General features: G+C 70.8%; 15 protein-coding genes. 8 read left to right on the forward strand and 7 right to left on the reverse strand.

The window, feature by feature from the left end; all coding sequences use genetic code 11:
• Positions 1-15: 15 nt before the first annotated feature.
• The 4 genes from ACH4RC_RS35810 to ACH4RC_RS35825 all read left to right on the forward strand — a co-directional run bounded on the left by ACH4RC_RS35810 (position 16) and on the right by ACH4RC_RS35825 (position 2,079).
• On the forward strand, positions 16-468 hold the full coding sequence (locus ACH4RC_RS35810; protein ID WP_398208297.1) for a TIGR03618 family F420-dependent PPOX class oxidoreductase: 453 nt from the start codon (positions 16-18) through the stop codon (positions 466-468).
• Between the two features lie 89 nt (positions 469-557).
• Entirely contained in the window at positions 558-977 is a 420-nt protein-coding gene (locus tag ACH4RC_RS35815) for a helix-turn-helix domain-containing protein (protein ID WP_398208299.1), read from the forward strand.
• A gap of 27 nt (positions 978-1,004) precedes the next feature.
• On the forward strand, positions 1,005-1,625 hold the full coding sequence (locus tag ACH4RC_RS35820) for a hypothetical protein (protein ID WP_398208301.1): 621 nt from the start codon (positions 1,005-1,007) through the stop codon (positions 1,623-1,625).
• A 118-nt stretch (positions 1,626-1,743) separates the two neighbouring features.
• On the forward strand, positions 1,744-2,079 hold the full coding sequence (locus tag ACH4RC_RS35825; RefSeq protein WP_398208399.1) for a DUF2516 family protein: 336 nt from the start codon (positions 1,744-1,746) through the stop codon (positions 2,077-2,079).
• A gap of 27 nt (positions 2,080-2,106) precedes the next feature.
• Here ACH4RC_RS35825 and ACH4RC_RS35830 read toward each other — a convergent pair whose 3' ends face one another.
• From ACH4RC_RS35830 to ACH4RC_RS35840, 3 genes are all read right to left on the reverse strand, one after another.
• Positions 2,107-3,495, reverse strand: coding sequence for a SpoIIE family protein phosphatase (locus tag ACH4RC_RS35830; RefSeq protein WP_398208303.1), 1,389 nt, complete (start codon positions 3,493-3,495; stop codon positions 2,107-2,109).
• A gap of 318 nt (positions 3,496-3,813) precedes the next feature.
• Positions 3,814-4,923, reverse strand: coding sequence for a C40 family peptidase (locus ACH4RC_RS35835; protein WP_398208305.1), 1,110 nt, complete (start codon positions 4,921-4,923; stop codon positions 3,814-3,816).
• 208 nt (positions 4,924-5,131) lie between these two features.
• The gene (locus tag ACH4RC_RS35840; protein ID WP_398208307.1) at positions 5,132-5,938 is read right to left on the reverse strand and encodes a class I SAM-dependent methyltransferase; all 807 of its coding nucleotides are present in this window, start codon (positions 5,936-5,938) and stop codon (positions 5,132-5,134) included.
• Between the two features lie 192 nt (positions 5,939-6,130).
• Between ACH4RC_RS35840 and mshA the strand changes: the two genes are divergently transcribed.
• Together mshA and ACH4RC_RS35850 are read left to right on the forward strand one after the other, a co-directional pair.
• Positions 6,131-7,480, forward strand: coding sequence for a D-inositol-3-phosphate glycosyltransferase (mshA, locus tag ACH4RC_RS35845; RefSeq protein WP_398208309.1), 1,350 nt, complete (start codon positions 6,131-6,133; stop codon positions 7,478-7,480).
• Complete coding sequence (locus ACH4RC_RS35850) at positions 7,473-7,973, forward strand: YbjN domain-containing protein (protein ID WP_398208311.1); 501 nt, start codon at positions 7,473-7,475, stop codon at positions 7,971-7,973. The genes mshA and ACH4RC_RS35850 overlap by 8 nt, the downstream gene beginning before the upstream one ends.
• A 16-nt stretch (positions 7,974-7,989) precedes the next feature.
• Here ACH4RC_RS35850 and ACH4RC_RS35855 read toward each other — a convergent pair whose 3' ends face one another.
• The 3 genes from ACH4RC_RS35855 to ACH4RC_RS35865 all read right to left on the reverse strand — a co-directional run bounded on the left by ACH4RC_RS35855 (position 7,990) and on the right by ACH4RC_RS35865 (position 10,007).
• Positions 7,990-8,181, reverse strand: coding sequence for a hypothetical protein (locus ACH4RC_RS35855; protein WP_398208401.1), 192 nt, complete (start codon positions 8,179-8,181; stop codon positions 7,990-7,992).
• A gap of 68 nt (positions 8,182-8,249) precedes the next feature.
• Complete coding sequence (locus ACH4RC_RS35860) at positions 8,250-8,453, reverse strand: hypothetical protein (RefSeq protein WP_398208313.1); 204 nt, start codon at positions 8,451-8,453, stop codon at positions 8,250-8,252.
• 189 nt (positions 8,454-8,642) lie between these two features.
• Complete coding sequence (locus ACH4RC_RS35865; protein WP_398208315.1) at positions 8,643-10,007, reverse strand: MDR family MFS transporter; 1,365 nt, start codon at positions 10,005-10,007, stop codon at positions 8,643-8,645.
• A 145-nt stretch (positions 10,008-10,152) separates the two neighbouring features.
• Between ACH4RC_RS35865 and ACH4RC_RS35870 the strand changes: the two genes are divergently transcribed.
• A complete protein-coding gene (locus ACH4RC_RS35870; protein ID WP_398208317.1) occupies positions 10,153-10,914 on the forward strand; it encodes a phosphoglyceromutase in 762 nt (253 codons plus the stop codon).
• Positions 10,915-10,979: 65 nt separating this feature from the next.
• On the opposite strand, the gene ACH4RC_RS35875 is transcribed toward ACH4RC_RS35870, so the two are convergent.
• Positions 10,980-11,363 carry an ATP-binding protein gene (locus ACH4RC_RS35875; RefSeq protein ID WP_398208319.1) on the reverse strand — a complete coding sequence of 128 codons (384 nt, stop codon included), beginning with the start codon at positions 11,361-11,363 and terminating at the stop codon, positions 10,980-10,982.
• Positions 11,364-11,594: 231 nt separating this feature from the next.
• Between ACH4RC_RS35875 and ACH4RC_RS35880 the strand changes: the two genes are divergently transcribed.
• A complete protein-coding gene (locus ACH4RC_RS35880) occupies positions 11,595-12,353 on the forward strand; it encodes a GntR family transcriptional regulator (RefSeq protein ID WP_398208320.1) in 759 nt (252 codons plus the stop codon).
• Positions 12,354-12,364 lie beyond the last annotated feature (11 nt).

Genomic DNA, 12,364 nt, shown 5'->3' on the forward strand with positions numbered 1-12,364 from the left:
AGAAGGAGCACCCTGATGCCCGGCCCCGCACCCCGTTCCCTCACCGAGCCCGAGCTGTCGAAGATCCTGGAGGACGGTCGTTTCGGCACCCTCGCGAGCGTCCGCTCCACCGGCCACCCGCACCTGTCCACGGTCCTCTACCACTGGAGCTCGGCCGAGCGCCTGCTCCGCGTCTCCACCACCCAGGACCGCCTCAAACCACGCCACTACCGCGCCGACCCGCACGCCGCACTCCACGTCGGACGTGACGACTTCACCTTCGCCGTGGCCGAGGGGGAGGCGGAGGTGACGCCCCCGAGCACATCACCCGGGGACGCGGTCGGCAGCGAACTCCTCGCTGTCGCGCGGCAGTTCGTTGCCGATGGCGCCGAGGAGGAGTTCTACGCGGAGATGGTCGCCGAACGCCGGGTCGTCATCCGGATCAAGGTGACGCGCCTGTACGGCACGGCGCTCGACGGGGCGGTCTGACTTGTCGTGAAAGGTCAACGCGCGTGGCGTGGAACACTTTTGCAAGCAGTCGCTTGCAAAAGTTAGCGCGGGTGCGGCACCATCGGCGTATGGCATCGCTCAACGTCGTCGGCAATCTCGGCGAGTACCTGCGGGAGCAGCGCCGAAACGCGCAGCTTTCGCTCCGTCAACTCGCCGAGGCCGCCGGTGTGTCCAACCCGTACCTGAGTCAGATCGAGCGCGGGTTGCGCAAGCCGAGCGCGGAGGTGTTGCAGCAGGTCGCGAAGGCGCTGCGGATCTCCGCCGAGACGCTGTACGTGCGCGCCGGCATTCTCGACGCGGAGCGGGAGCGGGACGACGTGGAGACGCGTGCGGTGATCCTCGCCGACCCCTCGCTCAACGAGCGCCAGAAACAGGTGCTGTTGCAGATATACGACTCGTTCCGGCACGAGAACGGGACCAGCGACCACCGCGCAGGCGGCGACGACGACCACGGTTCCGACAGTGATGCCAAGCCCTCGACGACGTAAGCAGATGTGATCCGGGAGGACCACGCAATGGCCATCAAGGACGACCTGCGCAAGACCTTCTCCGACCCGACCCCGCTCTACTTCGCCGCGGGGACGGCCGAGCTCGCGTTCCAGCAGGCGAAGAAGGTGCCCGGGCTCGTGGAGCAGTTGCGGGCCGAGGCGCCCGCGCGGTTCGAGGCCGTACGCAACACCGACCCCAAGGACGTGCAGGACAAGGCCGCCGCCCGCGCCAAGGAGGCGCAGGCGGTCGTCACCTCGAAGTTCTCCGAGTTCGTCGCCACCCTCGACACCGACCTGAAGAAGCTCGGCGAGAACGCCCAGGACTTCGCCCTGCGCGGGGTCGGTCTCGCCGCCGAGGCCGCCGTCAAGGCGCGTGAGGCGTACGAGAAGGTCGCCGAGCACGGCGAGGAGGCCGTGAAGGCGTGGCGCGGCGAGGCCGCCGAGGAGATCAACGAGATCGCCGTGGCCGTCGAGCCCGACCCGGAGCCGGAGACCGGGACGGCGAGCGCCGCCGCTCCGGCCGCCGAGAAGCCCGCGATCGCGAAGAAGGCTCCCGCCGCGAAGAAGGCGCCGGCCAAGAAGACGGCCACCGCGAAGAAGGGCGCGGAGGGCGCGGAGGGCACGGAGAGCGGCGAGGGCGCCCAGTAGCGCGACCCGCACCATTACGAGCCGGGCACGAGGCGCGTGCCCGGCTCGTTGTGCGGGTACGGTGGCCGCAGGTCACGGGATGGAACTGTCAGACGATTTTGGTGGTGGCGTTGTGCTGATGCAGGGGTTCGCCAATGTGATGTGGCTGCTGAGCCTTGCGCTGATCGTCTTCAGTGGCTTCGCGCTCGTCGACGCCGCCATCCGGCGCGAGGACGCCTACCGCGCGGCCGACAAGAAGACGAAGCCGTTCTGGCTGGTCGTTCTCGGGATCGCGTTCGTCGTGAACCTGCTCTTCCCGATCCTGTCGTTCCTGCCGATCATCGGGCTCATCGCGACCATCGTGTACATGGTGGACGTGCGGCCCGCCGTCCGGCAGATCACCGGCGGCGGGGGCCGCAAGGGGCGAGGATCCAGCAGCGACGGCCCGTACGGTCCGTACAACGGCGGCCGCTGAGTCCAGCCTTTTCGAAACGTCCGCTGTTCAGCGGTCCAGGAGCAGGACCGCCACGTCGTCCGTCAGATCGCCGCCGTTGAGGTCGCGGACCTCGTTCATCGCGGCTTCCAGGAGCTCCTCGCCGCCGAGGCCGTCCGCCCGCCGCCGCCGGATCAGCTCGACCATGCCCTCCTGGCCGAGGCGCTGGTTGCCCTCGCCGATCCGGCCCTCGATCAGGCCGTCCGTGTAGAGCATCAGGCTCCAGGACGGCCCCAGCTCCACCTGCATACGCGGCCAGCGCGCCTTCGGCAGCAGTCCGAGCGCCGGGCCGCTGTTCTCGTACGGGAGCAGCGTCGCCGGTCGCCCCGGGCTCGCGATCAGCGGTGACGGGTGGCCTGCCAGGCACAGGCCCGCGCGGCGTCCGTCGGGCGATATGTCCACCGTGCACAGGGTCGCGAAGATCTCGTCGTTCTCGCGCTCGTGCTCCAGGACCTGCTGGAGCGTGGAGAGCAGCTCGTCGCCGCAGAGCCCGGCGAACGTCAACGCCCGCCACGCTATGCGCAGTTCGACGCCGAGTGCCGCCTCGTCGGGGCCGTGCCCGCAGACGTCGCCGATCATCGCGTGGACCGTACCGTCCGGGGTGCGGACCGTGTCGTAGAAGTCGCCGCCGAGCAGCGCCCGGGAGCGGCCGGGCCGGTAGCGCGCGGCGAACCGCAGCGGCGATCCTTCGAGCAGCGGCGTCGGCAGCAGGCCGCGCTCCAGGCGGGCGTTCTCCTGGGCGCGGATGCGGGACTCGGTGAGCTTGCGCTGGGCGATGTCGGCGCGCTTGCGTTCGACGGCGTAGCGGACGGCGCGGCCGAGGAGGCGCGCGTCCAGCTCGTCGCGGAACAGGTAGTCCTGGGCGCCGACCCGGACCGCCTCGGCGGCGCGCTCGGCGTCGCCGGACGTGGTCAGCGCGAGCACGGCGTGGCGCGGCGCGAGACGCAGTACGTGCCGGAGGGTCTCCAGCTCGTCGGCGTCGGCCCCGGCGTCGGCGACCGCTCCGGCCTTGGCGCCGCCGGGCGCGGGCAGCGCGAGGTCGAGCAGGACGCAGTGCACGTCGTGGGTGAGCAGCCGCTCGGCCTCGGTGAGGTTGCGGGCGGTGCGCACCCGTATCGGCCGGCCCGCGGCGTCCGGCATCTCCGGGATGCTGAACGAGCCGGCCGGGTCGTCCTCGATGACGAGGAGTGTCAGGACGGATTCGGCTGTCACGGTTGTCGGGTTCGGCGCGTTCGGCGCGCTCGCCGTGCCGGCCGCGTGCGCGGTGCGGCCGGCGGTGGTCTTCGGTCGGGGCGGTTCTGCGGCCTGTGTGTTCGTGGTCGCTCTGGTCGGCGCAGCGTGAGCCTGACCGCCTTCCACGGCGGGGATCGCTCTCTGCCGCGGTACGGGTACGGGCATCGCTCGGTTTCCTTCCCTCCCCCGAGGGCGCGGTGGGACGAAGGTCCTCGTCCACCAGACCGGGACCTTAGCGGTACCCGGCGCCGCAACGGAATGGTGAACGGCAAACGGCCAGCGTCATATGCCGCAAGGAGTACCGGAATTGGGCAGGTTGCGGACCTGCGTGGTTGCCGGGGGATGACGAACATCACGCCGCGCCGCCGGAACCGTACGCGTGCGAGTGTGATCGGTCACGTGTCCCGGGTCACCGCTCCCGGGCCCCGCTCCAAGGCGCCCGCGCGCGGAACGCGCGGAACGCGCGGAAGGGGAGTATGCGGCTCAGGCGTCCGGCCGTACGACTCCGAGGATGTCCATGGTCCCGGCGCCCGCCACCGTCACGTTCCGCCCCGGGCGGGGTGCGTGGATGATCGAACCGTCGCCCACGTACATGCCCACGTGGCTGGCGTCGTCGAAGTAGATGACCAGGTCGCCGGGGCGCATGTCCTTGACGTCGATGTGCTCCAGTTGCTTCCACTGCTCCTGCGACGTGCGCGGGATCGGCTTCCCGGCCGCCGCCCACGCCTGCGAGGTCAGCCCGGAGCAGTCGAACGACTTCGGGCCCTCGGCGCCCCACACGTACGGCTTGCCGATCTGGGCGGTGGCGAACTTCACCGCTTCCTTGCCGGCCTGCGTCGCCTTGCCGTCGATGTCCTTCAGGACGCCCGAGGAGAGCCAGGCCGTCTGCGCCTTCCGCGCCGCCTCCGCCTCCAGCTTGGCGAGCCGCTCGAGCTCCTTCTTCTCGAGCCTGCTCTCCAGCGCCTGGGCTTCCTTGATCTGCTTCTCGACCTTCTTCTTCGCCGCCGCCTTCTTCTTGCGCCCCTGCTCGAGGTCCTTCCACTTGGCGGAGGCGTCGGCGGCGTACTCGGAGAGGTCCTTCTGCGTCCGCTCCATCTGTCCGAGCAGGTTCTTCGTGGCGAGCTGGCCCTGGTGCATCCGCCCCGCGTTGTCGAGGAACTGCTGCGGGTCGCCGGAGAGCAGGAACTGTGCCTCGCGCGGGATCCCGCCCGTGCGGTACTGCTCGCGCGCCGCCGCGGCCGCGCTCGCCTCCAGGCGGTCCAGCTTCTCCTGGCCCGCCGCGATCTTCTGGGCCAGCTTCACGATCTCGACGGACTGCTTGTCGGCCTTCTCCTCCGCCAGGTTGTAGGCGTCGGTGGCGACCGCGGCGTCGTGGTAGAGCTTCTCGATCTTCTTGCGGACGGCTTCGAGGTCCTTGGTCTCGACCGGGGCCGAGGCGGACGGGGGTGCAGACGCAGACGCGGACGGGGACGACGACGGGTCCGGGGAAGCGGGCGGAGCCGGTGCCGCGAACGCCGCGCCCGGCGCCACCAGAACGGTCACGGCGCAGACCACCGCCACGGCCGCCATCGTCATCGTGCTCCGCTTGCTCATCCGCTCCGCCCCCACAGCCACAGCCGGCACGACCGACCCAACTGATACGACCGACACAACCGACACAACCGAACCGCACCTGATTTACCGTCAGTAACTTGTGTGCGCTCCGGGGATCGTGCCACGTGAGCGCCACATGCGACAGACCCCGCACGGTGTGACGAACGGAACGCGCTGTTCGTTCCCGGGACGGGTGAACGTGGGCAGGTCATCCGGTGAACGGCCCGCGCGGCGCCAACGCCTGCCACTTCACTGTCAGTTCCCCCTGCCGCCACCGCCGGGGACCGTCCACCACAGGCCAGGCGTCCGACAGGGCCCGCGCCGTGCGGATCCAGCGCTGCCGCGCCCCGTACGAGGCATAGGGGGCCGCTGCCGCCCAGGCCCGGTCGAAGTCGCGGAGGAAGGCGTGGACCGGCTCGCCGGGGACGTTGCGGTGGATCAGGGCCTTGGGGAGGCGTTCGGCGAGGTCGGAGGGGGTGTGCAGGGAGCCGAGCCGGGTCGCGAACGTCACCGTGCGCGGCCCCTCGGGACCCAGCGCCACCCACACGTGCCGCCGCCCGATCTCGTCGCAGGTCCCCTCGACCAGGAGGCCGCCCGGCGCGAGCCGCCCGCACAGCCGTTCCCACACCCCGGCGACCTGTTCCTCGTCGTACTGGCGGAGCACGTTCGCGGCGCGGATGAGTACGGGCGGCGCGGCGAGGGGCAGCTCGAAGCCGCCGTGGCGGAAGGTGAGCCCCTCGCGCTCGTACGGCCTGGCGGCCGCGACCCGCGCCGGTTCGATCTCGATGCCGACCACGCGCGCGTGGGGCGCGGTCTCACGCAAACGGGCGAGCAGCTCGACGGCGGTCCAGGGCGCGGCCCCGTAGCCCAGGTCGACGGCGACCGGGTCGGCGGCGCGGCGCAACGCGGCGCCGTGCGTGGCGGCGATCCAGCGGTCCATGCGGCGCAGCCGGTTGGGGTTGGTGGTTCCCCGCGTCACCGTTCCCACGGGACGGGAAGGGGTACGCGGGTTCATGGCTACGAGGGTATGCGCTGCGCAAGGAGGGCTTTTGGTTGAGACCCGAACGGTAATGATTCGGCAAACTGGAAATGGAGGAGGACCCTCCGGTGTTGCCGCTCTTGGACGAGGGCCCCTGCCCTCCCCGAGTCGCGCCCGGAGCTCCGCAGGCTCCACCGTTCGTACGCCCCACCGAGGAGGGCCCGCCACGTGAGCCAGTACGTGACCAGGTTCCGCCGGTCCGGTTCCGGGGCGCCCGCGGCCCGGCTGCGGTTCCCCGGCGGCTCCCGGCGCCCCCGCCGGATCGCCATGCTCAGTGTGCACACCTCGCCCCTGCACCAGCCCGGCACGGGCGACGCGGGCGGCATGAACGTCTACATCGTGGAGCTGGCCAAGCGCCTCGCCGCGATCAACATCGACGTCGAGATCTTCACGCGGGCCACCACCGGCGGCCTGCCCCCCGAGGTCGAGCTGGCCCCCGGCGTCCTGGTCCGCCACGTGGACGCGGGCCCCTACGAGGGCCTCGCCAAGGAGGAGCTGCCCGCCCAGCTCTGCGCCTTCACACACGGCGTGATGCAGGCGTGGGCGGGCCACCGCCCCGGCTACTACGACCTCGTGCACTCGCACTACTGGCTCTCCGGGCATGTCGGCTGGCTGGCCGCCGAGCGCTGGGGCGTGCCGCTCGTGCACGCCATGCACACCATGGCCAAGGTCAAGAACGCGGCGCTCGCCGAGGGCGACACCCCCGAGCCTCCCGCGCGCGTGATCGGCGAGACCCAGATCGTGCGCGCCGCCGACCGCCTGGTCGCGAACACCGCCGAAGAGTCCGACGAACTGGTCCGGCACTACGACGCCGAGCCCGGCAAGGTCGCCGTCGTCCACCCCGGCGTGAACCTGGACCGCTTCCGCCCCGGCGACGGCCGCGCCGCCGCCCGTGCCCGCCTCGGTCTGCCGCAGGACGCCCTGGTGCCGCTCTTCGCGGGCCGCATCCAGCCGCTCAAGGCCCCCGACATCCTGCTCAGGGCGGTCGCCGTACTCCTCGACGAGCGGCCCGAACTGCGCGCGCGGATCGTCGTCCCGGTCGTCGGCGGCCCCAGCGGCAGCGGCCTCGCCAAGCCCGCCGCCCTGCAGAAACTCGCGGCCAGGCTGGGCATCGCGGACGTCGTCCGCTTCCACCCGCCGGTCGGCCAGGACCAGCTCGCGGACTGGTTCCGGGCCGCGTCCGTCCTCGTCATGCCCTCCTACAACGAGTCGTTCGGGCTCGTCGCCATAGAGGCGCAGGCCGCCGGGACGCCCGTACTCGCCGCGTCCGTAGGCGGCCTGCCCGTAGCCGTACGGCACGACGAAACAGGCTTCCTTGTCGACGGCCACGAACCTGCCCGCTACGCGCGCGTGCTCCGGGAATTCGCCGACCACCCCCACCTGGTGGACACGATGGGCGCCGCGGCGGCCCGGCACGCACAGCACTTCGGCTGGGACACGTCGGCGGCGCAGACCGCCGACGTCTACACGGCGGCCATGCAGGAACACCGCCGTCACGTACCCTCGCACCATGGCTGACCACTCCACCGCCGCGGCGACCGTCGAGTCCGTGCTCAAGGACGCCGAGCTGGAGTGGGAGAGCCCTGAACCGGGCTCGTACGTGGTCAAGCTCCCCGGCACGCGCAAGCTCTCCACGACGCTCTCGCTCCGCGTCGGCCGGCACAGTCTGAGTCTGAACGCGTTCGTCATCCGCCACCCCGACGAGAACGAGGCGGGGGTCCACCGCTGGCTCCTCGAACGCAATCTCCGCCTCTACGGTGTCGGTTACGCGGTCGACCGGCTCGGCGACATCTACCTCACCGGCAAGCTCCCGCTGGCCGCCGTCACCCCGACCGAGCTGGACCGCCTGCTCGGCTCGGTCCTGGAAGCGGCGGACGGCGCGTTCAACACCCTCCTCGAACTCGGCTTCGCGAGCGCGATCCGCAGGGAGTACGAGTGGCGGGTGTCGCGCGGCGAACCGACGCGCAACCTGGACGCCTTCACGCACTTGATCGAGCGCCCGTCCGCATGACTGTCGCTGTCGGGCCTCAGCCGAGCGCGACCATCCGCACGACGGTCACGGTCAGCACGGTCCCCGACACGTAGTACAGGACGATCGCGCCGCCGATCGTGGCCTCGCGGCGGTCCCGTTCACCGGCGACCGAGCTGGACCCGTGCCCGTACGGATCGTGTGCGAGGGTGCGGCTCATCTCGGCGCGGAACGCGTCCCCGTCCGCCATCTTGGCCAGGGTGTCGTCCGCGGGCGGCGCGTACGCGATGCGGCAGGCGCTGCGCCTGCGACGACGGCTCAAGCCGGGCCCCGCCTCTCCGCCTCGTCCCGGGCGAGCCGGGCGAGGATCGCGTCGGCCTCGGGGTCGGGCACGGCCTCCAGCATCCAGTGGCGCATCACGGAGTGGATCTCGTCGACGCCCGCCTCGTTGATGGCGCGGTCGAACTCCGTACGGCGCTTGAGGGGGAGCGCGGCGCGGATGGCGGGGATGCTGTTGGGCACGTCGACCTCGACACCGGCGACGAGGGTCCGGGGCGGGTCGTCGGTTCTTCCGGTGCCGGTGCCTGTGCCGGTCCCTGTCCCTGTCCCTGTCCCTGTCCCTGTCCCTGTCCCTGTGTCTGTGTCTGTGCCTGTGCCGTCGGTTCTGGCGACTTCGGACATGTACGGGTCCGTACCCGTCGGGGGGTCGGGTCAAGCGGGGGCGTTGGCGGGGGCGGGCTCGGCGGGGGCGGGGACGGCGGGTGCCGCGACGGCGGGTGCCGCGACGACGGGGATGACGTACTCGGCGACAGCGGGCTCGGCCACGACGGCCTCCTGCCCGGCCGCGATCCGTTCCCCGTCGCCGTCCAGGCCGCGCATCAGCACCCAGTACCCGACCGAGGTGACGATGCCGAGCGCCGCGCACGCGGCCCACAGCCAGTCCGCGCCCGCGGAGTCGAGGAGCCAGCCACCGGCGAGCGGGGCGACGAGCGCCGCCGCGGACCATGAGGTCGTATAGACGCCCTGATAGCGACCGCGCCCCTCGGCGGGGGCCAGCTTCGCCACGAGCCCGGACTGGGTCGGCGCGTTGACCATCTCGCCGAGCGTCCACACGGCGACGGTCAGCGCGTACGTGAAGACGGACCCGGCGAAGGCGGTGAGGGCGAAGCCGAACCCGATGAGAAGCGAGGAGACGGTCAGTAGCCGCCCCGGATCCCGGCGTTCGATGAAGCGCGTGAGCGGAATCTGGAGCGCGACGATGATGACGCCGTTGACCGCGGCGACGAGCCCGACGTCCGAACTGGAAAGACCCTCCTGCCCCATGACGATCGGCAGCCCCACCGAACTCTGCGTGAAGACGACGGCGACCAGGAAGGACAACCCGACCATGAGCATGAACCGCCGGTCGCGCAGAACGGTCCCCATGGTGACGGCGGGAGCGGCGTCGGAGGAGACCGATGAGCCGGTGCCACGCGTCGTGTCCGGCTTGGTCTCCTTCACCTTGACGAAGACGACGAGGGCGCAGGCGAGCGTCATGGCGGCCTCGACGAGGAACCCGAGGGTGTAGCTCTGGGCGACGAGGAACCCCGCGTACACGGACGAGACGGCGAACCCGAGGTTGATGGCCCAGTAGTTGAGGGAGAAGGCCCGCACCCGGTCCTCGGGCCGGACGAGGTCGGCCATCATCGCCTGGACGGCGGGCCGGGACGCGTTCGAGGCGAGCCCGAGCGCGAAGCCGGTGGCGGCGATGGCGACGGGGTCGCGCACGAAGGCGAGGACGGCGACGGTCGCGGCGGTCGCGAGCTGCGCCCCCAGCAGGGTGGGCCGCCGCCCGAGCCGGTCGGCGAGGACCCCGCCGAGAATGGAGGCGATGACGCCACCGAGACCGATGAGCGAGGCGACGAGCCCGGCGTAAGCGGCGGAGAACCCGCGCTGAGCGGTGAGGTAGAGCGCGAGGAACGTAAGAACGAACCCCCCGAGCCGGTTCACCAGGGTGCTGGTCCACAGCCACCAGAAGGCGCGGGGGAGGCCGCCGACGGATTGTGTGGCGGCACGTCTGAGCGCGCTGATTGACATAGGTGCGTCCCCCGGGGCGAAATGGCGTCGATGTAAGCGGTGCGGCAGCACGACACAACTTACGACTGGGGTGTCTCGTCGGGCCACTCAATTGACGGGGACCGTCAATCGGCACGCCCCGAGTCGGCCGATTAGTCTTGGCACCATGGCCGACGCACCGTACAAGCTGATCCTCCTCCGCCACGGCGAGAGCGAATGGAACGCGAAGAACCTGTTCACCGGCTGGGTGGACGTCAATCTGAACGAGAAGGGCGAGAAGGAGGCGGTCCGCGGCGGTGAGCTGCTCAAGGACGCCGGCCTGCTCCCCGACGTGGTCCACACCTCGCTCCAGAAGCGCGCGATCCGCACCGCGCAGCTGGCGCTCGAGTCCGCCGACCGCCACTGGATCCCCGTCCACCGTTCGTGGCGCCTGAACGAGCGCCACTACGGCGCCCTCCAGGGCAAGGACAAGGCGCAGACCCTCGCGGAGTTCGGCGAGGAGCAGTTCATGCTGTGGCGCCGCTCCTACGACACGCCTCCGCCGGCGCTGGCCGAGGACGCGGAGTTCTCCCAGTTCCACGACGCGCGCTACGCCACGCTCCCGCCCGAGCTGCGCCCCCGCACGGAGTGCCTGAAGGACGTCGTGCACCGCATGCTGCCGTACTGGTTCGACAGCATCGTCCCGGACCTGCTCACCGGCCGCACGGTCCTGATCGCGGCCCACGGCAACAGCCTCCGCGCCCTGGTCAAGCACCTGGACGGCATCTCCGACGCCGACATCGCGGGCCTCAACATCCCGACGGGCATCCCGCTCTCGTACGAATTGGACGCGGAGTTCAAGCCGGTGAACCCGGGCGGCACCTACCTGGACCCGGACGCGGCCGCGGCGGCGATCGAGGCGGTCAAGAACCAGGGCAAGAAGAAGTAGTCCTGCATCTAAAGCCCCTGCCTGTGAGTTTCGCCGGCAGGGGTCTTTTTCTGTGGAGGCCGCTCTCAGGACGGCCAGGCGCCGGCCATCTCGAAGGAGGCCACCGTGCCGCCGAAGCGGCTGCTGCCCGAGTGCCATGAGTCGGCGATGGCGTCGACCAGGAGTAGTCCGCGGCCGTGCGAGTCGTCGGCGTCGGGGCGTCTGAGCTGAACGTTGCCCGGCAGTCCCGGGTTGTGCACCTCGACGCGCAGGGAAGTCCCTTCGCGGAACCACCGCACCCGGACGACCCAGGGCTCGTCCGACCTGCCGTGGACGACGGCGTTGGTCACCAGTTCCGAGATCAGGAGAACGCAGTCGTCGACCGGGCAGCCCTCGTCGTGCGGGGCGATGAACTTCCGGAACCAGCGCCGGGCCCGAGGCACGGATTCCGCGACAGGGTGCAGCGCCATCGCGCCGAGGCACGGGTGTTCTGCGCGGGGAGGATCGAGCTCGAACGATGGCATTCAGACCCCTGTCCCTTAGCGAAGGCCGCTGCGCAGCCTCTCTAGACATGTCCCACTGTGGCGTACATCTCTAGAGAGGGCAAGGGGCTCTGATGTGGCGAGCGGTGCGGCTACGCGCAGCGAGCAATCGGCCAACCCGTGGCCTAAGGTGTCTAGAGAGGAGAGGAGGTCCGTGGGATGGCCAACACCGACCACGACCGTCGGCCCAAGTACCAGCGGATCGCGGACGCTCTGCGTGAGGCGGTCCAGTCGGGCGAGTACGGTCCCGGTGATCGGCTCCCGGGGGAGAACGACCTCATGGCCACGTACGGCGTGGCCCGCATGACGGCACGCCAGGCCCTGGGTGTGCTTCGGGACGAGGGTGTCGCCGAAGCCCGTAAGGGTGCCGGTGTGTTCGTCCGGGAATACCGCCCGCTTCGCCGCCGAGGCATCCAGCGGCTGGCTCAACAGCAGTGGGGCAACGGCCGTTCCATCTGGTCGGCGGATATCGAGGACCGTGACCTGGAGGTGGACCAGGTAAGGGTGTCGGACGAGGTCGCGCCCGAACACGTCGGCCCCGTCCTCGACCTGGACGCCGAGGAAACGGTGTGCGTGAGGCGCCGGCGCTTCGTGCTGGACGGCAAGCCCGTACTGCTGGCGACGAGTTACCTTCCGTCGTCCCTGGTGGCCGGAACCGCGATCACCCAGGAGGACACCGGGCCGGGCGGGACGTTCGCCAGGCTCGCTGAACTCGGCTACGAGCCGGTGCACTTCCGTGAGGAGATCCGCTCACGGATGCCCTCGAAGGACGAGGCGACACAGCTGAGCATGTCCACTGGGACACCGGTCTTTCTCGTCTGCCGCACCGCGTACACGGCCGAGGGCCGCCCCGTCGAGATCAACGAGATGACGCTGGACGCCGCCTCCTACATCCTGGAGTACGACTTCGAGGCGTGAGCACTGAGGCC

Origin of the sequence: Streptomyces sp. NPDC016845 (genome assembly GCF_044332585.1) — a bacterium.
GTDB lineage: Bacteria > Actinomycetota > Actinomycetes > Streptomycetales > Streptomycetaceae > Streptomyces.

Bases quoted from the DNA above. Each gene is read 5' to 3' on its own strand.
- ACH4RC_RS35840 (WP_398208307.1), bottom strand. From the start codon at position 5,938: ATGAACCCGCGTACCCCTTCCCGTCCCGTGGGAACGGTGACGCGGGGA.
- ACH4RC_RS35815 (WP_398208299.1), top strand. From the start codon at position 558: ATGGCATCGCTCAACGTCGTCGGCAATCTCGGCGAGTACCTGCGGGAG.
- ACH4RC_RS35880 (WP_398208320.1), top strand. From the start codon at position 11,595: ATGGCCAACACCGACCACGACCGTCGGCCCAAGTACCAGCGGATCGCG.
- ACH4RC_RS35870 (WP_398208317.1), top strand. From the start codon at position 10,153: ATGGCCGACGCACCGTACAAGCTGATCCTCCTCCGCCACGGCGAGAGC.
- ACH4RC_RS35855 (WP_398208401.1), bottom strand. From the start codon at position 8,181: ATGGCGGACGGGGACGCGTTCCGCGCCGAGATGAGCCGCACCCTCGCA.
- ACH4RC_RS35850 (WP_398208311.1), top strand. From the start codon at position 7,473: ATGGCTGACCACTCCACCGCCGCGGCGACCGTCGAGTCCGTGCTCAAG.
- ACH4RC_RS35820 (WP_398208301.1), top strand. From the start codon at position 1,005: ATGGCCATCAAGGACGACCTGCGCAAGACCTTCTCCGACCCGACCCCG.
- ACH4RC_RS35865 (WP_398208315.1), bottom strand. From the start codon at position 10,007: ATGTCAATCAGCGCGCTCAGACGTGCCGCCACACAATCCGTCGGCGGC.
- ACH4RC_RS35830 (WP_398208303.1), bottom strand. From the start codon at position 3,495: ATGCCCGTACCCGTACCGCGGCAGAGAGCGATCCCCGCCGTGGAAGGC.
- ACH4RC_RS35835 (WP_398208305.1), bottom strand. From the start codon at position 4,923: ATGAGCAAGCGGAGCACGATGACGATGGCGGCCGTGGCGGTGGTCTGC.
- ACH4RC_RS35875 (WP_398208319.1), bottom strand. From the start codon at position 11,363: ATGGCGCTGCACCCTGTCGCGGAATCCGTGCCTCGGGCCCGGCGCTGG.
- ACH4RC_RS35810 (WP_398208297.1), top strand. From the start codon at position 16: ATGCCCGGCCCCGCACCCCGTTCCCTCACCGAGCCCGAGCTGTCGAAG.
- ACH4RC_RS35825 (WP_398208399.1), top strand. From the start codon at position 1,744: ATGCAGGGGTTCGCCAATGTGATGTGGCTGCTGAGCCTTGCGCTGATC.